This window comes from Neobacillus sp. SuZ13, from assembly GCF_030123365.1.
GTDB lineage: Bacteria > Bacillota > Bacilli > Bacillales > Cytobacillaceae > Neobacillus.
Window position 1 is genome coordinate 4,337,369 of record NZ_CP126107.1, and the last position, 21,385, is coordinate 4,358,753.

The window sequence follows — 21,385 nt, forward strand, 5'->3', positions numbered from 1 at the left end:
AGCCCAAAAATAAAAAGAGGCCTCTACGGTCTCTTTTCAAATTGCTTTCGTATTTTTAACGCCTTAACAGGGTCATCAGTAATTAGAGCAGTACAATTAATATTAAAAAGACGCTGCAAATCCACTTCTTTATTTACCGTATAAGGTCGTACGGCAATTCCATTTTCAATGGTTTTAATGATAATCTCATCAGACATCGCAGAATATTTAGGATGAATCCCTTTTGCTCGAATCGCTTTTGTATAAACCCAAGGCATGTATATTCCTTCTAGAAATAGAGGGGCTGTTTCTATTTCAGGTGCTATACTGTAGGAATAGACGATACTATAATGATTAAATGAGGAAATAATAATTCTATCCACTAACTTATATTTGTGAATAAGCTGAATGACTTTTTCTTCCATTCCCTTATAAGGAATGAGTCCATTTTTGAGTTCAATATTACATAACAGGTTATTTGTGCATAGCCATTCAAACACTTCCGTTAATGCAGGGATTGGTTCCATTTTGTTGTTTTTTTTATTTGCATTCAATTTTCTAAGATCTTTATATAAAAAATCTTTTACAAACCCTTTCCCTGTCGTTGTTCGATCAACTTTTTCATCATGGATGACAACTATTTCTCCGTCCTTAGTTAATTGTACATCCAATTCTAATCCGTCAGCTCCGGCTTTTTCTGCTTCTTTAAAGGCTGTTAGTGTATTTTCGGCATAAGAAGCGGAATAACCACGGTGCGCAAAAATCTGAGTCATCTCTTCACTTCCCAACTTAAATATAGGAGGATTACAAATGAAACCCTTACAGTTATCACCTGAAACGGCCATAAAGCTTTCCCAAAAATTAAATGTTCCGATAGAACAGCTTATGCATATGCCTCAACATATTCTTATTCAAAAACTGATGGAATTGGAGAACGAAAAGAAATAAATTTCTAAAATGTTTAACCAAATTTTAAAAGTAAAAGAAAAGCCTTCATTTCTACGATGAAGGCTTTCATTCATTGTTATTCTTTTCAAGATGCTTTATGCTCTAGACGGAGCTTGTCAGCGACCATTGCAATGAACTCGGAATTGGTTGGTTTTGCCTTGGACATGCTCACTGTATATCCGAACAAAGAGGAAATGGAATCAATATTCCCACGGCTCCATGCAACTTCAATCGCATGGCGGATTGCCCGTTCTACACGACTTGCGGTCGTGTTATATTTTTTAGCGATAAAAAAATGTTCGGATTTTGACCTAATAAACTTTGTCATCTCATATGTATTTGTTGGTTTTTAATAAAGTATTTGTTGCTTTCCATTAATTATATTCATACTTGGAATTTAATTCAAGTTATTTCCTATGGCGGGATTACCTTTTTAGTAAGAAAAATCTCATAGCACCATTCTTAATTCAAATCTACTTCCTGCGATTGGACAATAATTTCTTCAATTTCTTTCAAATACATGTCATATAAATCATTCCCCTTATTTGTATCCACACAAACAATAGTTGGAAGCTTGGTAGTTCTCCCCTTAGAAGGCTTTGACTGTACATTTATTAAAGTATCATCAAACCTATATAAGGAATAAACCGGGAAGGATTCACTATAATAGAGATTTAATGAACTCTGAGTTTTTCTTTTTTTTACGGTTATCTTTGCTTGGTATAATTGTTTCCACGTTTCTTCCATCTTTATAATGTTAGTCCTTAACTCATCTTCAAGCATCCCAAATTGTTCAGCCAAAGGCATTATAAATGAAGAATTAGGTGATAACAATATTACTCTTACATTACAGTTGGAACGAAGTAATTTATCTTTAATTGTTTCTAGATGAGAATTAGTCCATGTTCTACCATAGACATGAAATATATCTATATTCCGACTTGCTTTTTTCATATAGAATCGATAGTCAATGTCATTAATATCAGAAAAGACTTCTGTTATTCCTGTCTTATCAATAGTCTCCTTCAATTTTAGTTTATTAAGTATTAAATCGACTAATTTTTCCTTCAAATAAAACTCATTCATTATTTCAAATATTCCACCAAAAAAAAGGGCAACAGCTACATTATTTAATATTTCCCCCCACAAATTACTTTTAACGTACATTTCTTTTATTATAATAAGTACCAATCCTGCCACGATAAAAAGCAATGATGTTATTTGAAATCTATTTTTCATATTTTCATTTGCTCTCGCCATAATAAAGTGATTCCCCCATTAGATAAATGTGCATATTGTAATTTTAACAAACTTTCAATTTATTGGAAGTAAAATTGACATATTAGTATTTTATTATGAATTAAATAATATCAATTCCAACTTCGATTTAATATTTTTATTCAAGAAATTAACACGTTAAAATATTGTCAAATAACTGTATTTCCTATGCTTTACACGGTACTGTTATCAACTCTGATTGCGGGAGCGGGAGAGCTATAGCATAATTCATTATCACCATTATTAAAAATGGTGAAAAGTACCCCCACTACCAGTAAAAGAACTTTATTTTTTCTCCTATCCTTTAAATGCTCTTTATAATGCTCCTGATGGCACATAATTATTGACAGACATTCCATACGTATGATTAAATCCTGTTGTAAAACATGTAAAAAGAACCAGTTTTTTCTTATTATTTAATTTCTAAATTTTGGAAAGGGGTTTTGTAATTGGCAATTTACAATACGTTTTCAGATTCTGCAAATACTTCAGTAAGGGCTTTTTTAACAAAAGTAGGTGAATATTACTTAGGAAGTGTATTTAATACTGGAAATGGAAAAGGGCAACAAATTTGGAATGATATTAAAAACAATATCTTCCACGAACAATGTGCGTACTGTGGAAAAACGGGAAAACTACAAATAGAACATTTATTAATGTTTAACAGAGAAGAATGCGGACTTCATCACCCTGGCAATATAGTTCCTTGTTGTTTAAACTGTAATACCAGAAAAAAAGATTCAGCAGGTAAGTATTTATCATGGCAGGATCACCTGGTAAAAATTTGTGAGGAAAATGGTGATTTACCTTCTGTTGAGAAAAGAAAAGCAAAAATTAAACAACATATTGAGGAAGGTCCATATAAATATCCTGCTCTATCAGATGAAGAGCAAAAAGCAATTAAAGTTATTGCTAAAAGACTGTATGAGCATATTAAATTAGAAAATAATAAATGCCTTGACTTATACACTGATTTACAAAGTGAATTTTTAAAATAATATAAAGAGTTTGATGAATTACATTAATATCTTTCCAATAAAAATAATTAATAGGTGGAAATTCTAATTTATGGGTTTATTAAACAAAATTAATATTTTGTTATTATTATAGACCCATATTTACAATATACTGAAGTAAGGGAGAGACTCAAAATTTATAAACGAGTAGAAAGTATGGAGGAATTTGTAAGTTAAAACATTGTAACTATCAATAATAGAATTACTTCAATTGCTAATAATGTTGATATTAAAAACTACTTACAAAAAAATTATTACAGAGATTCAAGATCTGGATATTAGGAATAAAGTAATCGAAAGGTTTAAGAATGTTAATTATGTACGACCAGAATAAAAGATATTGCTAACGAATTTGTGTATTATAATAAAGATCTTGAAAATTTTTGTGATACTTTAATTATATCCCGTGCTATATTGGCTGGATTTAATACTTCAAATGTGGATATTAGATCTAGTTGTTATGAATCAATTATTGACAATGAAAGAAAATGAAATTATTGGGGAGATTATATGGCAGATATTATATGGCAAACATTTTCTGAACAAGAAAAAGAAGAATATATTCGATTTTTGAAAATATTCGGTTCGTTGTCAGGATTATTTAAAGATAATCAAGAGGGGAATAATGCAAAGAAGCCATATCTTTATTATCGTAATCATGAACAACTTTATAAACGCTGTTTTAATGTTGAGGACTTGACACGTAAAGATAGTGCTTTTGATGCATTGGCTCACGTAGGTGATAAGAAAGTAGGTGTGGGATTAAAAACATGGATTCACACTGGTGATTTATCTTATCAAAAAGTTGCTGAATTTAATAAGTTAGCACCAACTGAAATTCGGCCTTTGATAGATCATGCCACTCCTGAAGAAGTAATTACAAAAGTTTCCAAATTGAGAAATGAGCGTATTTGGTTGGATAAGCGTTTGTATAATACACTGGAGGGCGATGATATTTATCATTATATTACTCGTGATGATGATGTAATGAATATCATTGAAACAAAATATGACTTGGTTCAAGAAGATAGCTTGAAATTGATTTCATCAAATGGAAAAACATTTTCATTTACTGATGGATTGAGAAATTATAAGTTTTATGCAAGTAAAAGTGTTTTGTTAGAAGAATTTGACGCAACAAAACCAAATATTATTACAACTGTTCCTATTAGGCAATTTGATGATCCATTTGAGTTATTGCGAACGATTGATTTTGCTGAAGATAAAACAATTCAAAAAATAGAGGAAGTAATTTACTTGCCTTTATATTCAGATGTGTCTTTTACAGTTGAAGAACATTCAGGATTTAATGCTTGGAATGGTAAACCAAAAACAAAAGGCTCGTTAACTCCTAGACCAGTATTTGAAGCTTATGCAACTATTCCGTCATGGATACATAGACTATTTCCTCGTTTCTTTGTTATTGATGCTTTCGATAAAAATGAAATAAAAAATTCGGATGGATTTAATTTACATTTGCCGGATGGAAGAATAATTCAAGCTCGTTGCACACAAGAAAATGGAAAAAGTTTACAAACAAATCCACAATCAATTTTAGGTAAATGGATCTTACATGATGTTTTAGGATTAGGGGCTAGAGAAGTTTTAACACTTAAACGTTTAAATGATTTGGGTGTTGATAGTTTGAAAATAACTAAAATTGATAATGAAAATTTCAAAATAGATTTAGCTGAAACTTATGCGTTTGAAAAATGGAAGATTGATTTGCGTAGCAAATTAGAAGAATTGAAGAAAGATAATCCACGATTACGATTGCCAGTTTTTCGTGACGAACTATTTGAAGCTGAATAACAATAATTCTCTTATTTTGGGGTCTAGCCGATAATCTAGTATACAATTAGAAAAGACACTTTTTGTAACTTTTTGTAATATAATATAAATTACACTTTTACCCAATATAAAATTGAGAGTGAAAAAATGATTTCATATAAGAGAAGGAACTGTCTCAGTATCACTTATTATTGTAAAACTAGGCTCATACTCTAAACAAAACAGTTTCGCTTTTAAGATAGAAAGTGGTGGGCAAGGTATAGACCATGCCCCCAAAAGTAATCAAGGTCAAATTCTTACTAGTTCAAAACTGTGATGTTTATGTGAAGATAAACAATGTGAATGTGGATTGTATTATAAAATCCCAATTAATGCAAGTGAACTATCCCGATATCTAGAAAATTGGGAAATTATTAAAGATATAGCTGTCAGGTTATCAGTTAGGAATGAATAACATCTTTTTCTACAGCTTTATTAGAAGTTAATGCCTTTAGTATTTCTTTTGCAATTAATGAAACAACATCTACAGAAACTGCATTTCCAGCTTGTTTATATAATCTGCCATCAGAAAAGTCTCTCCCCTTATATTCAGTAGGCAATGTATAACCAAAGCCGATTGGAAATCCTTGTATTTTAAATGTTTCAGCAGGGGTTAATTTTCTTACACCATCTTTTACCTTAATTAATGGTACATTGTGTCCTCCAGTTCCCATATTTGCTGTTAAAGTAGGACAAACCCCATTTTTATTTTTCCTTACATACATACCTCTTCTAACTTGGTAAAACTCGTATTCTTCATCGATTTGTTCCTCAATATTTACTCGTTGTTCTCTTCTTTCTTTCGCATCCATACTTAGGTACTCTTCTTCAGTTAAAAAATAAGATGGATATTTTTCTTTTGTATAATAATATTTTTCGCTATCTTCCTTTGTTAAATTAAGGTCTAAAACACTTCTTATATCTTCTCTTCGTTGTTCTTCTGATTTTGTGAGTTTAAATTTGTCAATTTCCTCAAACAAAGTAAAGTGGTCAGCAACTTTTGAATCTAGAAATGCAACGATATAAATTCTTTCACGATTTTGTGGCAATCGGGTTACATCTTTTGTATTAATTACCTTCTCTTTGACCGTATAGCCTAAATATTCTAATTGGTTTTTAATTACTTTATATGTTCTACCATTATCGTGAGTTTTAAGATTTTTTACGTTTTCAAGACAAAGAACAGAAGGTTTGCCTTGACTTTCATCTAATAATCTAATTAGATCTACGATACTCCAAAATAAATTCCCTCTTTCATCGTCAAAACCTTTTCTGAAACCAGCTATACTGAAAGCTTGACAAGGGAAGCCACCTACTAAAACATCTATTCTTTGTCCTAGAATATCTTTCTGCATTTGAATATATTTCATTCTTTCTTCTTCATCTACTTCTCTTTCAGGTTTCACTATTTTTTCAATGTCACCATGAAACATTTGATGGTCGAAATTATGTCTATATGTTTCAACTGCGTACTCATCAATTTCATTTGCCCATATTATATCGTACTGGTCTTCTTTAAAAGTGGCCTTTTGAAATCCCAGATCAATACCACCGACACCAGCGAATAAACTACCTACTTTATAGTTCACAATTTTAGCTCCCTTTTCAAGATAATTTTATAGAATTATCTTATCATTCTCCACTTGAAATTACAATTCGTTTTTTCAAGTTGTTATATTCCTTAATTAGATTTCTTAATGAATCACTTCTGTTTTTTCCCTCAAAGGATTCTATAAAATTAATGTCTGTTTCTGTTAATTGAAAGGTATATCCTTTCAATTTTAAGTTTTCAGGGATTTCTTTTCTACCAGAACCTTTTCTTGCTCCACCCCAACCAGTATCCAAAATAATCACCCTTTTTTATTGTTAACGATCAATTATATCATATTTTTATTTGGATTTTGGATTACAAAGAAACTTCATAATACAATACTTCTCATACTTGTCCTAATTAATTTGTTAATAATTAATTAGACCAAAATGGGTAAAAATAAAAAGGCTAGAAAAAATTGTAATGATTTCCCTTCATATTTTTAATGCAGAATAAGAATTATTATATAATACTAAATGTATAAAGGAAATCCATTTACACGAGGTATATAATGGCTGATAACTTATCCAAAGAATTAAGGACAAAAAATATGAAAGCAATCCGATCTCAATCAAAACTAGAAAGTTTAGTATCGCGTGAACTATGGAAAAAAGGATTTAGATTTAGGAAGAATGTAAAAACATTATTCGGAAAGCCAGATATAGCGATTCAAAAATATAAAATAGTAATTTTTATCGACTCATGTTTTTGGCACGCTTGTCCTATACATGGTAGCAGACCTAAAAGCAACCAAGAATATTGGGATAAAAAACTTAGTCGAAATAAAAAAAGAGATGATGAAGTCAATGAATATTACAAGAAAAATAAATGGCATATAAAAAGAGTATGGGAGCATGAGATTAAACAAAGTCTAGATCAGATAATAAGTGAACTTATTGACTTTATTGAAAAAAGTAAATCAGAGTAATAATTGTGTACTTTTAATAATACAAAAAAAGAGCGAAATTTGATCGCTCTTTTTTGTGTGATGTCTTGTTTCTATTTCAGTTTTATCACTCTCCATTCAACTGTATAAATGAAGTTAAAGTGAATTTTTATATTATATTACATTCAATATTGTAGTTTTTTACATACATCTAAATTTTATTATCTAACAACCCTAACATTTGCTCCCTTATTTTTCCCCAATCTTGATTCAAATTAATCGTATAAATTCTTATTGTAGTATCTATTATTTTATTACCTACTTGAATAGGTAACGAATATGTTTCATCGATCGAAGTTCCATTAGTTGGATATACCAAAATACCTCGTGTGCTTATCGTATCATGACTGTGGTTCAAATAGGAGTAAAGTTGGTATAAATGGCTACTCCTTATTTTCCTTACATCAAAGTAATCAATTAATGTTTTCGAATAATATTTGGCATCGATTATAATCTTCTGTTTTTGATCTTTACTAAACAATGAAATATCAGTATTCATCTCTGGAACTAGATTTTGGTTTCCAATGCCAAGATTCCATTTAAGCTTTTCAACGCGAGATTGAAAAGCAATTTGTTCGTATTTATAAAAATTCAATATGAACTTTTCAAAAATCTTCTGCATTTTCTTTTCATCGTTTAATATTTCGAACAAATTTATTTCACCATCTTGCTCTGACACGTTTTGTAATTCATAAATAAGACGTGCTAAGAGTAACATTGTGCGATAATAAAAATTATTTCTATTTAGCAGAACACTGATAAAATGTTTACGTTGTATCTTTATGGTCTCCACTTTTGAAAGTCTATACAATAGTGAGCGAATATTTATTTTTAATTTTTGGGGTAACTGACTTATGCCTATTAAATTTAAAAGTGTTGTTTTTAATAACTGATTCAGCAAGTTATTTTCATCAAACTCATCTATTTCACAAGTCAAATACGACTTAGTATTCATAATTTGTTGCATAGATGGATTAAAAAGAACTTTTCCCCTTAACTGACTAGTTTCTTCTTCAATACTTCGATAACTCTTATATAAGTCTCTTTTAATAATTTGATCCGCTTCCTGAATAAATAGTTTGGCAATAACGATTAAATTGGGCAAATCCTTATCAGCACTATTAATAGCTCGTACCAACTCTGGGATTTCATTTGCATAACATAAAATACAGAATAGATTTCGGATTGGGACTTTATATTTCGAATCGTCCACTTGTTAGCACCTCAATAAGTTCTTTGCACTTTATTTCATCATCGAAATAATACTCTTCAATTAAAGGAACTAATTCATACTCAACTATATTATTATACCAATTACTTATTTCATGAACTCCCTTTACATTTGTAAAATAGGCATGTCCAATTTCAAACCCTTTTCCTAAGCGAAAATCATTTCTAATTTCTTGATTAACTTTATTAATATTATGGACGATCATATTAACAAATTGTTCGCTAATTCCCTTATTGGATAAAAAAGTTACAAATTTATCTAGTGCTTCCCCATTAAATGCAGGTTCAATGTGAACAAAAGAAAATCGTCTTCTAAGGGCAAAATCTAAATTTGCCAATGATCTATCTGCAGTATTCATAGTGCCAATAAAATATATATTTCCAGGTACAGTAAACTCTTCTTTTGAATAAGCGAGTTTAATCTTCTTCCCTCGTTTGTCATTTTCGATAAGCATAAAAAGTTCACCGAAAATTTTAGATAAGTTTCCTCGATTAATTTCATCGATTATCACGAAATAATCTCTTTCAGCATTTTGTAAGGCATCTACTACAAATTGTTTAAATAAACCATCCTGTAATTCAAATTTCCCCTCTTTATTGGGACGATAACCTTCAATAAAATCCTCATAAGAAAAGGATTGGTGAAACTGCACCAGTAAAAGTTGTTTTTCTGTTATATTAAAAGTATTTTTTATTAATTTTTCTGCTATATATGTTTTACCTACTCCCGGAGAACCTTGAAGGATAATGTTTTTTTTATATTTTAGTAATTCAATGATATTATATTGCATTGCACCACTAATAAAGATGTCATCTAATTTTTGTAACTCTTCTTCTTTTTCTACTACTTGTATCTCTTCATCATTTTCTTTAATATTAGGCAGTTGGTTTTTATTTCGGGAGTTTAACAAAGTTTCTAGGTTATTATACTTTATTGGATTTCCTTTACCCTTATGGAAATTGCTTACGTCAAGGTTAATAAGCTTATTACGGATCTCATCTGATGCGAGCCTACCTATAAGAATAAATCTTGCCTCTTTCCCCTCATTTTGGTCAGGCTCATGACCATGTAGTTCATAAACTTCTTTAATATTATTTTGGTACACTGCACAAAAATATTTTAAATTTCCCTCTTCTAATTTGTCTACGCTAATTACCCAGCTTATACTTGTTGCTTTATATAGTTCTTCAGCAGACATTCCTTCAACATATGATTTATTGATTTTAATTAAAATCGTATCTTCCATAGTCACTTTTTAACCTCCATAATCATTTTTGGAGTTCTTTATTATTACGAACTTTTAGTTAGTGTCCGAGCGATAAACCCAATATATCTCTTTATATCACACAATGTAAGAAACTTTCTCGAGAAGTTACGTAATAAATCTGAATCATATTGTGGGGATGGGTCAGCTCAAAGTTTTACTGAGTATCAAAATAGTATTACTGGTGAAAAGTACCCCTAAGCTTAGTTAGGTACTTACCATACTCAGGTAATACTGTCCCATATTAACCAGTAAAATAGGTGGCTATTCCTATAGATTCATTACTAGCAAAAGTAAAGTTATTTAAAAAGAAGTGTAGGTATTTATACCGACACTTCTTTTGTTGTTTTCATTTTTACATAAACGAGGTGATCCTGTACCAATTTTTCTATTGTAACGTTATCTTCATCTTCACATTTGGCTCTAATACTTCAGTTTTATATGAAGCCTTCACACCTTTTAAAGTTTCTTCAACATAGTAAACAATTTCATCAACATAAAGTTCTTCATTCCTCTCAATGACTACTTCACCTTCAGCTTGTAGGGTGATTAACGCCTTACCAACTTCCCCCAATATTCCGTTCATTGTAAACTTCCTTTCTACGTTTAATAGTTTAATTTCAAAAAAGCACTACCCTCGGTAATGGTAACATGACTACTCTTGAATTTTTTTCAATTCTGCATAGATTGTCGATCTTGGCACACCTGTTATTTTTGAAATATCATTTACACTCATTTCGTTTGTTTTCCTGTCATCATATAACTTTAATGCCTTTTGAATTGCCTTTTTGTCTTGTGCCGGTCGCCCCATGTGCTTCCCTTGCTTTTTGGCTCTCGCTCTACCTTCTTCAGTACGTTCTACAATTATATCTCTTTCAAATTGTGCAAATGAACCCAGGATATTAAATAGTAAATTTTGAAGTGAATTATTATTTTTATTGGCATTAAACTCCATATTCTCTTTTAGAAAACGGATATTGACACCTTTGTCATTTAGTTCTTTGACTATCTTGTTTAGGTCGATTATGGAACGTGCTAGCCGGTCAATCTTTGTTACTGCTAGTGTATCACCATTTTCCAAAAATTCCATAACATCTTTTAGCTCATTTCTTTTTATTGTGCTTGTTCCTGTTACCTTTTCAAAGAATATCTTTTTGCAACCTGCTTCTTTTAATAATTGCTTTTGTGTTTCTAATCCGTTCTCCTGGCCGATCGTTGAAACTCTAGCGTAACCAATCAATGCCATTCTAACCATTCCTTTTTGTCTAAAAGTTTACTATATTTTATATTTTTATTTTAAACTATCTTCTAGACAATAGCAACACCTTTTCAGACTAACTTTTATACATTTTTAGTATGATGTTCAAAAGTTGAAACTTTTAGACAAACCCTTCTATTATTCATAATTACATTTTATGAGTATTCGATTTATTCAATATTGCTGTGATAAAATAAGAATAAAAAAGGGAGAAATAAAAATGAGTGGATATAAAATAACTACGACACCTAAGTTTGATGATTTAAACACCATAAATGATATCGAAGTAAGAGCATTAGTGTCTTACTTACTTAGCAATCCAGAAGATTATTTTAAACTACATACTGGAGATAAAGATCTTTATGAAAAAGTTACAAAATTTATAGAAGTAAAAAAAGAACCTATCAAATAAAAGAAGCTTCTATCAAGCTTCTTTTATTTTCTATAAAAAATCTAGTTTTTTTGTATCTACCTTCAAACAATCATTCACAATAGGTGGCATTATTATTTAGTAAAAAATTATTATGAAGTAACTTATAATATTTTTTCCTTCAAGTAACAAGCGAACGCTCACATCAAAGGATTGAAACTCGACTTTGAGTAAAATTCTACAAAAACATGCTTTATGTTGCATTTAAAAGTAATAAAAACAAAAGCGAAACCCTCATGTATCAAGGATTTGGCTTTTCTATGTATATGATGTTCTTGGTATTCAACACATTGGATATATTTGTTGTGTTTATTGTAAATTTTAGAAAGTGTCATTTCCTCGAAATCCACCATCATCAGACTTAACTCTCATGTTTTCTTTATTACACCCTGTCATTGTGTTGCATTTCGGACATTGGACTGTATTTCCTAACAACATAAAAGTATCAAATGAACCCATGTCACCAAAACCTATAGGAGAACGAAACCATTCGCCACACTTTGGATTTGTACATTTTATTTCTACAGAGTTTGTCTTGCTCATCAATTCTCACCTCCTGACCACGAGTATAACTAGAAAGCCAACCATGTAAAGTTACCTAGTTACCTATTCTACTTATGTATACTAGAGGAATAGGAAAATACTAGAAAATTATATGGATGAGATTTATTTTCTCTCGTTCACGGTCATTCACACGATAAAACCCTGTTAAATAAGGTTGTTCTAGGTAGCTTTCATACGTCAATCGTTTTTAACAGGGTTGGAGGAGCAGAACACTTCTTCGTGTAAAAACCCACCATTTAGATAGATTAATACCTTCTTTAATTTTGCTTAGCTAAAATTTACAATAACGTTCAAACGGTAATAAATATAAGTATTGATACCCTTGATACGTCTAGGTTTCCTTTACACTTGTTCATTACCGTTAAAGTGTAGTCTATCCGTAATTACATTCCTTAGATAAGTATTGATGTTTTCAACATTATAATCTCTTCCTAACAAACGTGAAAATTATGTCAAATGACCTGTTTTGATGGTTTCACAATAAAACATTTACATTTTGCAAAAAAAGAACACTTAATCACCTTACGAACTTTAATTGAAGCAAAGAGTTTAATTTTTGTTAAATTCTTAATTTTCCCACTACACTAATGACTATTCTCAAGAAAAACCTTATAATTACATTTAAATACAAGATTTGGATAGAGGGGATTAAAATGGGATTTCGTTATAAAAAAAGTCTTAATCTTGGTGGCGGTGTAAGATTAAATGCTGGAAAAAATGGGATAGGAATAAGTGCAGGCACAAAAGGATTGCGTATTAGTCATGGTGCTGATGGAAAAACCAGAGTAACAGCATCTATTCCGGGGACAGGCATCTCTTATCAAGAAACGGTTGGTTCCAAAAAACAAAATCGGAAGGTTATAATCTTTATCAATCTGCAACTCGTTTGCTTTATGAGTTTGCAGGCACTGTTCGAAATAAAATCGAAGATGGCGAAAGAGCTTCACTGTCCGTGTTATTAAATCAACCATCTACAGTGTCTTTTTATAATGGAGTTATTCATATTAAAACACATAACCTTGAACTAGGTGGAGACGAAATGTATTATTCCATCGACCAAATTAAAATTGAGAAGGATGTACGAGAAGGCAGGTTCTTATTTAAAAAATATCGAGATGTTGAAGTAAGATTAATTTTTGATAATGGCTTTATAACTGAATATACTTTACTTGTTAAGGATGAATCGGTTGCTGACGAATTAATGAACTGGTATTCATCCTTTAGGAAAATAATGGAATCTCATTTCGAAACATTTGATGATAAATCGGATGCTGTGGAAGAAGATGAATTTGAACTCACCTGTACCAATTGTTTTACAAAAGACATCGTAGAAAATTGGCAAATCAGAGAAGATGACGAAAATGACTGTTGGTGGGTTTACTGCCAGCATTGCTCGGAGGAATATCAAGTTGGTATCTCTGAAGAAGAGGAAGAAGCTTTACTTAATAGTGATGAAGCATCTATGTTACCACAATGCCCTAATCCTGAGTGTAATGGTGAAATCCCTCTTTTTGAATCAGATTTTGATGAAGAAGGCACAGCTATTGTTGTATGTCCAAACTGCTTTGAACAAATTACATTCAAACTCTAAAAACAAAGTAGGAGACTACGAATTGTAGTCCCCTCTTTTCTTACCACACTAGCGTACAAAATAGCAATACTATGAATAAAACTTCTCATTTATGTAAGAACCCCCTATAAAAAATGAGGGTTTTCAATCGTTTTCACTGTGCTTGTACGACTTATAAATTTCTTATTAATATAATTTTATAATTCAGTTGTCATATTATTTTTTACGAATTTATTCTCTCTATGCCACTGCATATACTGTAATTGTTTTTTGTTCATTTTAATCTTAAACTTGTTATTGATGTTAAATAAAAGCCTTGTTGACTCATCTATGCTAGCTGAAATCAAAATATCCCCATTATCTTCAAAGCTAATATAACCTTTATCAAATAAAGCATCATGATTTGGACAAAGAAGTAAGCCATTGTCGACATCTAATCTTTCTTTATTATTTGAATGAACCCACGGCTTAATATGACTTGCGATTAAAAACCGCTCGTCCGAAGCACCACATAATTTACATTTCATTTCAATGTTTAACAATTTATTTCTAAAAACTGATTGGCCAATTCGTGACTTAATAATCTGTTCTTTTTCAGTTCTATCAATTACTTCCAATCTTCCTTTATCCATAAGAGTTAATAACTCATTATTATTTATTTCTTGAACTTCAAAAAATGTCATGACTTCGTTAAAATAATAACCAATTCCTTTAATACTTTCCTGAAGTTCTTCGTCTTTCATTTCCCATTCTTCAGTCTTTTCTTGTTCGTAAAAATCTGGATTTTTCTCAAGGAAATTTCTAAATATAATAAATTTCTCTTTTTGTCGTAGCACTGCACCAATTGCTAAGCGAAAACCTGAACCATCCTCGAAATTTTTAATGTGGTATATTTGATTTTCATCTTTTGTAATTAGATCTACAAAATAAGTTATTAAATCTTTTGTCTCTTCAGAAACTGTGTTAAAAACAAAAGATACCCAATCCTTATTTTCCTTAGTTTTTTCTTTTAATTGATCTACATTATAGAAAATAATTTTAGAATCTTCTTTTAACCGTTCAATAAAATTATTTTTTTTCATTCTTTTTTGCTCCTAATATTTAATTCGCTCCTAAACAAATGACTAATATTAACTTCAAGTACATGAAGATTTAAATTAATTTTTACTTGTAACACTCGTTTTTTATTATATAAAATCTAGAACAATCGAGCTATTCTTTAATGGAAAGAATAAATAGTGAAAGGAAACGACCGCAACTTCCTCCTTATTCAACACGTAAAAATTTGTTAATATAATACAAGAGTTTGGAAGATAAATTTTTGCAATAAAATAATTCCATTTGATAAAAATCGAATTTTATACAGCAAAAAACCGAACTAAATGGGTTTATTCGTGTTTGAAGTGATGTTCTTATCTTTTATTTTCTTAAAGAAAATCACACCTCTATAGATAGATATGTGTAAACTTTAGTGTGTTACATTACCCTAATTTAGTAATTATTTTTTCGAACTTCCGTTACAGAAAGTGTTTGCAATTTTCACACGTTAAAATATTGTCAATAAAGTGTATTCTCTAATGCTTTACACGTTACTGTTTTTACATCAGATTGCAGGAGCGGAAGTACTATTACACCTTCCAATCATAAAGTTCTTTTGAACCAAAAAAGAGCAGGTAAATGACCCTACTCTTCTTTATCACTAATAAAATCAGATAGTAAATACTTTATTTCTGCACTATAGGTTTTAATATCATTAATACATATATCAATATCCTTATCATAACTTAATAAAGCATAATTTTTATATTCGCCTTTTTTAACTCCATTATATTTTATTCCATTAAAACCAATGTATCTACAACACTCAGCTATATAATTGGTAAGCAGGTATTCTAATTTTAATACATTAGAACTGTTTGGACTTGTAGAAAGTATACGCCCAAACTCCCCATACATAGAACTTAAATCCAGTATCTTAATTGGTTTATTAATATGAAATGTAGCTATATCAAGCACTTCAGAACTCTTATAGTTTAATTCATATGGAATATATTGTATATTGTCTGTCAAATACAAAACAGAAGAACCCACTAGATTATATCTTCCGTGAGAAGAAACACCAATCGGAGGATTCCACATTTCACTCCCTAAAAACTGTTTTGTTCCAGTTTTTCTGACCCTTCCTCTATAAAGATTTATGTTTTCAAGGGAAATAAATTCATTGTTGCGATAAATCATCTCAAATAGTTCAAATAATTGTAAACCCACCGAATGCTTAAACCCAAGCATGGCATTTTCTTGCAGAAATTTTGAAAAATTAGTTACTTCCACTTTTTTAATATTTATTCCATATGAATCCGCATATTGTGTAAGTTCCTCTAAATCTACTTTTAAATATTCATCGATATCTTTATAGTTGTATATCCTAAGTTCCTGATCTCCATTATCTTCTTCAGATAAAATGGATTCACAGTTTTCACATGCTAGATGAGGTAAAAGGTTATTAATATATCCTTTAGGCACATAAAATTTAGTTAGAAACTCCTCAATAGATTGCCCTGGAACAGTTACGCTTCTTCCAGTCTCACTTTCTAAAATGCTGTTATAAACAAGAAAATCTTTTATTAATTCACATCTAGAGCAAAATTCAATATATCTAGATAATTTATCACCAATTAAAGAAAAAACTTGGGTTATAAACTCATTAATATTAGCTTTTTTTATGAATCGAGATCCGAAGAGGATTGACGTCTTACACTGAGAACATTTTAATTCAACATTAACACTAGCATAATTATTATCTTCGTAGTTTTTCCAATCAATTTTATCTATTTCATGTTTATATAATGTTTCAAATAAATCATCGTCATAAACCCCAATATATGTTTCTAAATATTTATCGTAATTACTCACACTTTCCAATGGTGGCATATCTAAACGTGCCAAAGTTTTATCAAGATCAAGACAGTCAAAACATATTACTTCTTTTATCATAAAAATCAACTCCATACTAAAATATTACACATTTTCCCCATCGTAACAATATTTGTATATCAAAACAATATTATTTTCAAAATAGCTCAGCTCAAAACCATAACACGTATACTACGCACAAAAAACAATCTAAATTGACACCATTTTTTAGACCTTAGTCTGAAAAGATATTAGGATTTTTGATACGTAACAACACAATAGTTATGTAAATTAAAAAAAATATAAAAACCCCATTTCTAATTAGATAGGGGTTCTCTGTAAGTTTGTGTTTGAAATGCTTGATTAGCATTATATGTATGTTTATATAAGGTTAATCAAATATTCCAATACCTCATATCTATTAATTAATCATTACAAATATTTTTTATTTAAAAGTGTATCCATAGTATTCTTGTAGTTTTTGATATGCTTCTACATATTTCCCTTTAAGCATTAAGTCCTTCACCTTTTTATATTTGTCATCTTCAAACTGCCTAAGATTGATTTTCCCACCTAATTCACTGACTTTTGCTTTTTCATCCTCTTGAAATTTCTTTTGTCTTTTCTCTGCTAATTCAACAACATAATTATGTAATGTCTCGTGAAACTCCATTCTGTTCTCAAGAAAGTATTTCATGTCATCGCTATTGTATGTGTCAATTGCTTCACGATTATTCTTCTCTAACCATTTAATGATTGGGTTTCGACCTGCTTTTATGAAAAGTGCATGTGCATCATAAACTAATTCTATATATAAACGCTCTCCTGATTCATCTATTACCTCATTCAATTGTTTCTTGCACTCTTTCCAGTACTCCATTACCAATGGCTTGTTCTTGTATTTATTAATATCTGTAATCGTTAGTTCTCTAAATTCAATCGAATTTTGCAGGTTTGCTTGGATGGTTGAAATTTGTTCTAAAACATAAGGTGACAACTCAATATATCTAGTTTGATGATTTACATCTCTCACCATTTGCCCACCTGCATAATACTCATTAATTACTGGTATTTCACATTTAGCCATCGTGTACGATTGGTGAGTGATAATTTTTGCATCCTTTAATTTTTTTACAACGTGCATGAAATATTTACTTAGTCTTTCGACTTCTTTAACAAGATAGTCTTTAACAAGATAATCTTCACCTTCGTTGATTTTTTTCAACTTCACTAACTTTGATGATTCAGTTCCTAATACCTTGTCGTTATATCTAATTTTACATGCTTTAAACATTTCTGTTGTGATAAACCCCATTTTTTGTAACCAACCAATAACTGTTAAAGGTGTAGCATCTTGTCTTTCTAGTAAAGTCTGCAACATCATAATCGGAAACGCTTGCTCATATTTCAAAGGGACTTGCCCCTTTCCGTTATTTACTCGATTATCTTTTTTATCTGATTTTATTACTTTCTCTTCACCAAAGATAAATTTCTTTGAATAACCTTTACCCTTTACATCAACAGATTCATAAATGGAATCAAGCTCCTTCATTAAAGCGTCGTTGCTTTCTTTTCTCCACTTTTTCCCCTCTAAAACACATTTCCTTTGTTCTTCAGTCCCATGTAATTCCACCACTTCACGTAATGTCTTTTCTACTGTCATCGTTTATACTCCTCTAATTTTCGAATTTGTAAATGGACGTATAATCGTATAATAGTATATACAATTACTATTACTCGATTTTACGTACTTTTCTATTCCCTTTTCATTTACCATCTGGTTTCACTCGCTACTTGTCCACCATCCTTTAAATGTTCCGCTACGCTCCACATTTAAAGCCTAGCCACAAGTAGCACAAAGGCTCGCTTAAATTTAAACTTCTTTTTTCACTCCCTTAACATCATTTGTCCGTATGTTCTAGAAAACAAAAAAACACAAATAACCTCATTAAAAGAGGAAAATTTGTGTTTGATTTTGTTTATTCTAATGTTTTATTTAGTTCTAATGTTATGTGTTTTTATAGTCACTTAAAACCTGACTATACTAAATATTATACCATAAATAATAAAAAAAGTCAAAAAATACGCTACATAACTATTGACATATTTTCAACGTTATAATAAAAAACCCGCTTTATTAAGGGCAATTTTTCAGTTCAATTGTTTGTCTAGGGTATTACCTTCAGTATTAGATCGTCAAAGCAGGTCATAGGCTACCGCACAGAGTGCGGTCTATGCGGAGCTACGGAGTAGCTACCGCAAGTGTATTATCTAATATTCCATTTAGACAAAGGACTATGTTGTTGATACTTCTTCGCAATCTCTTCCCTTGTTAAGTCCATATAGGCTTTTTCTGTAACTGTCACCGAACTATGCCCTAAAATCCTTGAAAGTGTGTAAAAGTCACCACCATTAAGCAAATAATGCCTAGCAAAGTTATTTCGTATTTGATGTGGGTGTATATTAAGTCCTATCTTTTCCCCCGCTTGTTTAAGTTGCTTTTCAAAGGAGTGGATAGTAAGAATTGTGTTTCTTGTTGTAGGGAAGAGCAAATTCGTTTCTGTATATCTGTCTTTAAATTTCAAGTAATGTTTTAGTTCTCTTGCCATAACTTGAGAAAAGTAGACATACCTTTCCTTTCTCCCTTTTGTTCTGGTGACTAAAATCATTCGATGTTTAAAATCAATCGATTCTACATCTAAAGCTAAACATTCGGTAATTCTCATCCCTGTATCCTGAAGAATCATAGTAATAACTTTATTTCTGTACCCATGAAACTTAGTGTAGTCAAACTGTGAAAGCAATCGATTAAATTCTTCTTGGTCGATTCCTGCCTTTTGCCTTCTTTCCGTTTTAATTTGTCCAATGTTGGTGACAGGATTCTTGTGTAGTTCCCCTTCTTGTTCCAACCAATTAAAAAACACTTTTATATTTCGAATGTAGTTATTAATGGTTACATTCGAAACTGTCTTTTTGAAATCCCTACGATTTTGAGGATGATTAATCGTTTTGGATACTTCTCGATTTACTACGGTGTATTTTCCTCTTTCTTGCAAATAAGCCACATATTGCCGTATATGTCCTGCCTTAACTCTTTGAACATCTTCTACACCATGTTCAGCTTTCAAATAGGCTAGAAATAGCTTTAAAGACTGCTCATACGATGATAAGGTCTTAGGTGACAAATTCTTACTTTGACATGCCAATAAAAAGTCCTCAAGATAAAACTCTAATTCAGTTAATTTCATTATTTACACTCCCATCCCAACAAATACAAAACCCAACAAATCAAAGGATTCATTGGGTGAGATGGTAAAAGTTTATTGGCTCTAATTCCGAAATTAAGTTAATTTTTAAGGTATTGGTTGGTTTAGCAATTAACCTAAACCCTTGATACACCTATTTTCAAGATGCTTTATGCTCTAGACGAAGCTTGTCAGCAACCATTGCAATGAACTCGGAATTGGTTGGTTTTGCCTTGGACATGCTCACTGTATATCCGAACAAAGAGGAAATGGAATCAATATTTCCACGGCTCCATGCAACTTCAATCGCATGGCGGATGGCCCGTTCTACACGACTTGCGGTCGTGTTATATTTTTTAGCGATGTCTGGATACAACACTTTCGTAATGGAACCTAAAAGTTCGATATCATTATAAACCATTGAGATGGCTTCTCGTAAATATAAGTACCCTTTAATATGGGCTGGGACACCAATTTCATGAATGATACTTGTAATACTGGCATCTAAATTTTTAGGTTTTTGTTCAGTTTGAGTACGGTATGTGGTGGTTGTTGATTTTCGGGTAAACGAATTAGTATTTCCACTAACTTGTCTAATATGGCTGCCTAGATTCTCCATATCAAATGGTTTCAAAATAAAGTACGATGCACCAAGTTCAACCGCTTTTTTCGTAACATCTTCTTGTCCAAATGCCGTTAACATAATTACATTTGGCAAAACTCCTTTTTTAATTTCACGGAGGCGCTCTAGTACAGCTAAGCCATCTAGGTGGGGCATGATAATATCTAAAACTAGAACATCAGGATCGGTTTGCGCTAACATTTCTAAACATTCCTGACCATTGTGAGCAATCCCTGCCACTTCCATATCATCCTGGGACGAAATAAAGTCCTCTAATAATCCTACTAGTTCCCTATTGTCATCAACGACACATACTTTAATTTTCTTCACTTCCAGTTCCTCCTCAGGGTTCAAATCATAAACTCTATTTCAACTTATATTCTTAATCAGTTGTATTGTCTTAATTATATTCTAAATTAGAAATTCGACAATGCAACAAAAATTCCTCTCATTTTTTTAATATTTCTTAAAATAGTGATAAAATCTTATCTTTTCTTTGTTTTTCTCTCCTTTTCGACGAAAAACGCGTATATTCTAATATTTGGGTTAGTTTTGTCGAAAATTATTTATGTAAGGGCTGTGTTAAACTTGGCTATTGATTTCCGTTTCAGGCACTTCAATCAACAGAGTACAAAAATCAAAATTAACCTGTAACACAGCCTATGTAAAAAAGCAAAATAGGGATCATTCCTATTTTGCT

Annotated in this window: 21 protein-coding genes and 1 pseudogene; 7 read left to right on the forward strand and 15 right to left on the reverse strand. The window is 31.0% G+C overall.

The window, feature by feature from the left end; translation table 11 throughout:
* Nucleotides 1-23: 23 nt before the first annotated feature.
* Complete coding sequence (locus tag QNH17_RS21405) at nucleotides 24-752, reverse strand: glycerophosphodiester phosphodiesterase (protein WP_283875021.1); 729 nt, start codon at nucleotides 750-752, stop codon at nucleotides 24-26.
* Nucleotides 753-789: 37 nt separating this feature from the next.
* Here QNH17_RS21405 and QNH17_RS21410 point away from each other — a divergent pair, with 37 nt between their 5' ends.
* On the forward strand, nucleotides 790-927 hold the full coding sequence (locus tag QNH17_RS21410; protein ID WP_144547617.1) for a YycC family protein: 138 nt from the start codon (nucleotides 790-792) through the stop codon (nucleotides 925-927).
* 85 nt (nucleotides 928-1,012) lie between these two features.
* On the opposite strand, the pseudogene QNH17_RS21415 reads toward QNH17_RS21410, so the two are convergent.
* Together QNH17_RS21415 and QNH17_RS21420 are read right to left on the reverse strand one after the other, a co-directional pair.
* Nucleotides 1,013-1,216: pseudogene (locus QNH17_RS21415) on the reverse strand (sporulation initiation factor Spo0A C-terminal domain-containing protein); the annotation flags it as partial.
* Nucleotides 1,217-1,389: 173 nt separating this feature from the next.
* Nucleotides 1,390-2,187, reverse strand: a complete 798-nt coding sequence (locus tag QNH17_RS21420) for a hypothetical protein (protein ID WP_283875022.1) — start codon at nucleotides 2,185-2,187, stop codon at nucleotides 1,390-1,392.
* Nucleotides 2,188-2,654: 467 nt separating this feature from the next.
* Between QNH17_RS21420 and QNH17_RS21425 the strand changes: the two genes are divergently transcribed.
* Both QNH17_RS21425 and QNH17_RS21430 read left to right on the forward strand, forming a co-directional pair.
* Entirely contained in the window at nucleotides 2,655-3,203 is a 549-nt protein-coding gene (locus QNH17_RS21425) for an HNH endonuclease (protein WP_283875024.1), read from the forward strand.
* A 528-nt stretch (nucleotides 3,204-3,731) separates the two neighbouring features.
* Nucleotides 3,732-5,033: a phospholipase D-like domain-containing protein gene (locus QNH17_RS21430; protein ID WP_283875025.1), complete on the forward strand. Its 1,302-nt coding sequence runs from the start codon at nucleotides 3,732-3,734 to the stop codon at nucleotides 5,031-5,033.
* A 419-nt stretch (nucleotides 5,034-5,452) separates the two neighbouring features.
* On the opposite strand, the gene dcm is transcribed toward QNH17_RS21430, so the two are convergent.
* Together dcm and QNH17_RS21440 are read right to left on the reverse strand one after the other, a co-directional pair.
* Nucleotides 5,453-6,640 (reverse strand): DNA (cytosine-5-)-methyltransferase, encoded by a 1,188-nt coding sequence (dcm, locus tag QNH17_RS21435; protein WP_283875026.1) that lies wholly within the window; start codon nucleotides 6,638-6,640, stop codon nucleotides 5,453-5,455.
* 43 nt (nucleotides 6,641-6,683) lie between these two features.
* On the reverse strand, nucleotides 6,684-6,896 hold the full coding sequence (locus QNH17_RS21440; protein ID WP_283875027.1) for a hypothetical protein: 213 nt from the start codon (nucleotides 6,894-6,896) through the stop codon (nucleotides 6,684-6,686).
* A gap of 257 nt (nucleotides 6,897-7,153) precedes the next feature.
* Between QNH17_RS21440 and QNH17_RS21445 the strand changes: the two genes are divergently transcribed.
* Nucleotides 7,154-7,570 carry a very short patch repair endonuclease gene (locus QNH17_RS21445; protein ID WP_283875028.1) on the forward strand — a complete coding sequence of 139 codons (417 nt, stop codon included), beginning with the start codon at nucleotides 7,154-7,156 and terminating at the stop codon, nucleotides 7,568-7,570.
* A 169-nt stretch (nucleotides 7,571-7,739) separates the two neighbouring features.
* Here QNH17_RS21445 and QNH17_RS21450 read toward each other — a convergent pair whose 3' ends face one another.
* The 4 genes from QNH17_RS21450 to QNH17_RS21465 form a co-directional block, all read right to left on the reverse strand.
* Nucleotides 7,740-8,801, reverse strand: a complete 1,062-nt coding sequence (locus QNH17_RS21450; protein WP_283875029.1) for an McrC family protein — start codon at nucleotides 8,799-8,801, stop codon at nucleotides 7,740-7,742.
* The gene (locus tag QNH17_RS21455) at nucleotides 8,782-10,065 is read right to left on the reverse strand and encodes an AAA family ATPase (protein WP_283879567.1); all 1,284 of its coding nucleotides are present in this window, start codon (nucleotides 10,063-10,065) and stop codon (nucleotides 8,782-8,784) included. Before QNH17_RS21455 ends, QNH17_RS21450 begins: the two co-directional genes overlap by 20 nt.
* A 406-nt stretch (nucleotides 10,066-10,471) precedes the next feature.
* A complete protein-coding gene (locus QNH17_RS21460; RefSeq protein WP_283875031.1) occupies nucleotides 10,472-10,669 on the reverse strand; it encodes a hypothetical protein in 198 nt (65 codons plus the stop codon).
* Between the two features lie 69 nt (nucleotides 10,670-10,738).
* Nucleotides 10,739-11,329, reverse strand: coding sequence for a recombinase family protein (locus QNH17_RS21465; RefSeq protein WP_283875032.1), 591 nt, complete (start codon nucleotides 11,327-11,329; stop codon nucleotides 10,739-10,741).
* Nucleotides 11,330-11,561: 232 nt separating this feature from the next.
* Here QNH17_RS21465 and QNH17_RS21470 point away from each other — a divergent pair, with 232 nt between their 5' ends.
* Nucleotides 11,562-11,753: a hypothetical protein gene (locus QNH17_RS21470; protein WP_283875033.1), complete on the forward strand. Its 192-nt coding sequence runs from the start codon at nucleotides 11,562-11,564 to the stop codon at nucleotides 11,751-11,753.
* Nucleotides 11,754-12,092: 339 nt separating this feature from the next.
* Here QNH17_RS21470 and QNH17_RS21475 read toward each other — a convergent pair whose 3' ends face one another.
* Complete coding sequence (locus tag QNH17_RS21475; protein ID WP_283875034.1) at nucleotides 12,093-12,314, reverse strand: hypothetical protein; 222 nt, start codon at nucleotides 12,312-12,314, stop codon at nucleotides 12,093-12,095.
* Nucleotides 12,315-12,988: 674 nt separating this feature from the next.
* On the opposite strand from QNH17_RS21475, the gene QNH17_RS21480 reads away from it, so the two are divergent.
* On the forward strand, nucleotides 12,989-13,297 hold the full coding sequence (locus tag QNH17_RS21480) for a DUF4236 domain-containing protein (RefSeq protein ID WP_283875036.1): 309 nt from the start codon (nucleotides 12,989-12,991) through the stop codon (nucleotides 13,295-13,297).
* A 77-nt stretch (nucleotides 13,298-13,374) separates the two neighbouring features.
* On the forward strand, nucleotides 13,375-13,926 hold the full coding sequence (locus QNH17_RS21485) for a hypothetical protein (protein WP_283875037.1): 552 nt from the start codon (nucleotides 13,375-13,377) through the stop codon (nucleotides 13,924-13,926).
* A 176-nt stretch (nucleotides 13,927-14,102) separates the two neighbouring features.
* Here the strand turns inward: QNH17_RS21485 and QNH17_RS21490 are convergent, their stop codons facing one another.
* The 5 genes from QNH17_RS21490 to spo0A form a co-directional block, all read right to left on the reverse strand.
* A complete protein-coding gene (locus QNH17_RS21490) occupies nucleotides 14,103-14,987 on the reverse strand; it encodes an HNH endonuclease (protein ID WP_283875038.1) in 885 nt (294 codons plus the stop codon).
* A 601-nt stretch (nucleotides 14,988-15,588) separates the two neighbouring features.
* Entirely contained in the window at nucleotides 15,589-16,899 is a 1,311-nt protein-coding gene (locus QNH17_RS21495; RefSeq protein ID WP_283875040.1) for a hypothetical protein, read from the reverse strand.
* 364 nt (nucleotides 16,900-17,263) lie between these two features.
* Complete coding sequence (locus QNH17_RS21500; protein WP_283875041.1) at nucleotides 17,264-18,481, reverse strand: hypothetical protein; 1,218 nt, start codon at nucleotides 18,479-18,481, stop codon at nucleotides 17,264-17,266.
* 604 nt (nucleotides 18,482-19,085) lie between these two features.
* Nucleotides 19,086-20,066, reverse strand: a complete 981-nt coding sequence (locus tag QNH17_RS21505; protein ID WP_283875042.1) for a tyrosine-type recombinase/integrase — start codon at nucleotides 20,064-20,066, stop codon at nucleotides 19,086-19,088.
* Nucleotides 20,067-20,223: 157 nt separating this feature from the next.
* Nucleotides 20,224-21,015 carry a sporulation transcription factor Spo0A gene (gene spo0A, locus QNH17_RS21510; protein WP_144547618.1) on the reverse strand — a complete coding sequence of 264 codons (792 nt, stop codon included), beginning with the start codon at nucleotides 21,013-21,015 and terminating at the stop codon, nucleotides 20,224-20,226.
* Between the last annotated feature and the right edge of the window lie 370 nt (nucleotides 21,016-21,385).

Bases quoted from the DNA above. Each gene is read 5' to 3' on its own strand.
- QNH17_RS21405 (WP_283875021.1), bottom strand. From the start codon at position 752: ATGACTCAGATTTTTGCGCACCGTGGTTATTCCGCTTCTTATGCCGAA.
- QNH17_RS21410 (WP_144547617.1), top strand. From the start codon at position 790: ATGAAACCCTTACAGTTATCACCTGAAACGGCCATAAAGCTTTCCCAA.
- QNH17_RS21420 (WP_283875022.1), bottom strand. From the start codon at position 2,187: ATGGCGAGAGCAAATGAAAATATGAAAAATAGATTTCAAATAACATCA.
- QNH17_RS21430 (WP_283875025.1), top strand. From the start codon at position 3,732: ATGGCAGATATTATATGGCAAACATTTTCTGAACAAGAAAAAGAAGAA.
- QNH17_RS21445 (WP_283875028.1), top strand. From the start codon at position 7,154: ATGGCTGATAACTTATCCAAAGAATTAAGGACAAAAAATATGAAAGCA.
- QNH17_RS21455 (WP_283879567.1), bottom strand. From the start codon at position 10,065: ATGGAAGATACGATTTTAATTAAAATCAATAAATCATATGTTGAAGGA.
- QNH17_RS21460 (WP_283875031.1), bottom strand. From the start codon at position 10,669: ATGAACGGAATATTGGGGGAAGTTGGTAAGGCGTTAATCACCCTACAA.
- QNH17_RS21465 (WP_283875032.1), bottom strand. From the start codon at position 11,329: ATGGCATTGATTGGTTACGCTAGAGTTTCAACGATCGGCCAGGAGAAC.
- QNH17_RS21470 (WP_283875033.1), top strand. From the start codon at position 11,562: ATGAGTGGATATAAAATAACTACGACACCTAAGTTTGATGATTTAAAC.
- QNH17_RS21475 (WP_283875034.1), bottom strand. From the start codon at position 12,314: ATGAGCAAGACAAACTCTGTAGAAATAAAATGTACAAATCCAAAGTGT.
- QNH17_RS21480 (WP_283875036.1), top strand. From the start codon at position 12,989: ATGGGATTTCGTTATAAAAAAAGTCTTAATCTTGGTGGCGGTGTAAGA.
- QNH17_RS21485 (WP_283875037.1), top strand. From the start codon at position 13,375: ATGTATTATTCCATCGACCAAATTAAAATTGAGAAGGATGTACGAGAA.
- QNH17_RS21490 (WP_283875038.1), bottom strand. From the start codon at position 14,987: ATGAAAAAAAATAATTTTATTGAACGGTTAAAAGAAGATTCTAAAATT.
- QNH17_RS21495 (WP_283875040.1), bottom strand. From the start codon at position 16,899: ATGATAAAAGAAGTAATATGTTTTGACTGTCTTGATCTTGATAAAACT.
- QNH17_RS21500 (WP_283875041.1), bottom strand. From the start codon at position 18,481: ATGACAGTAGAAAAGACATTACGTGAAGTGGTGGAATTACATGGGACT.
- QNH17_RS21505 (WP_283875042.1), bottom strand. From the start codon at position 20,066: ATGAAATTAACTGAATTAGAGTTTTATCTTGAGGACTTTTTATTGGCA.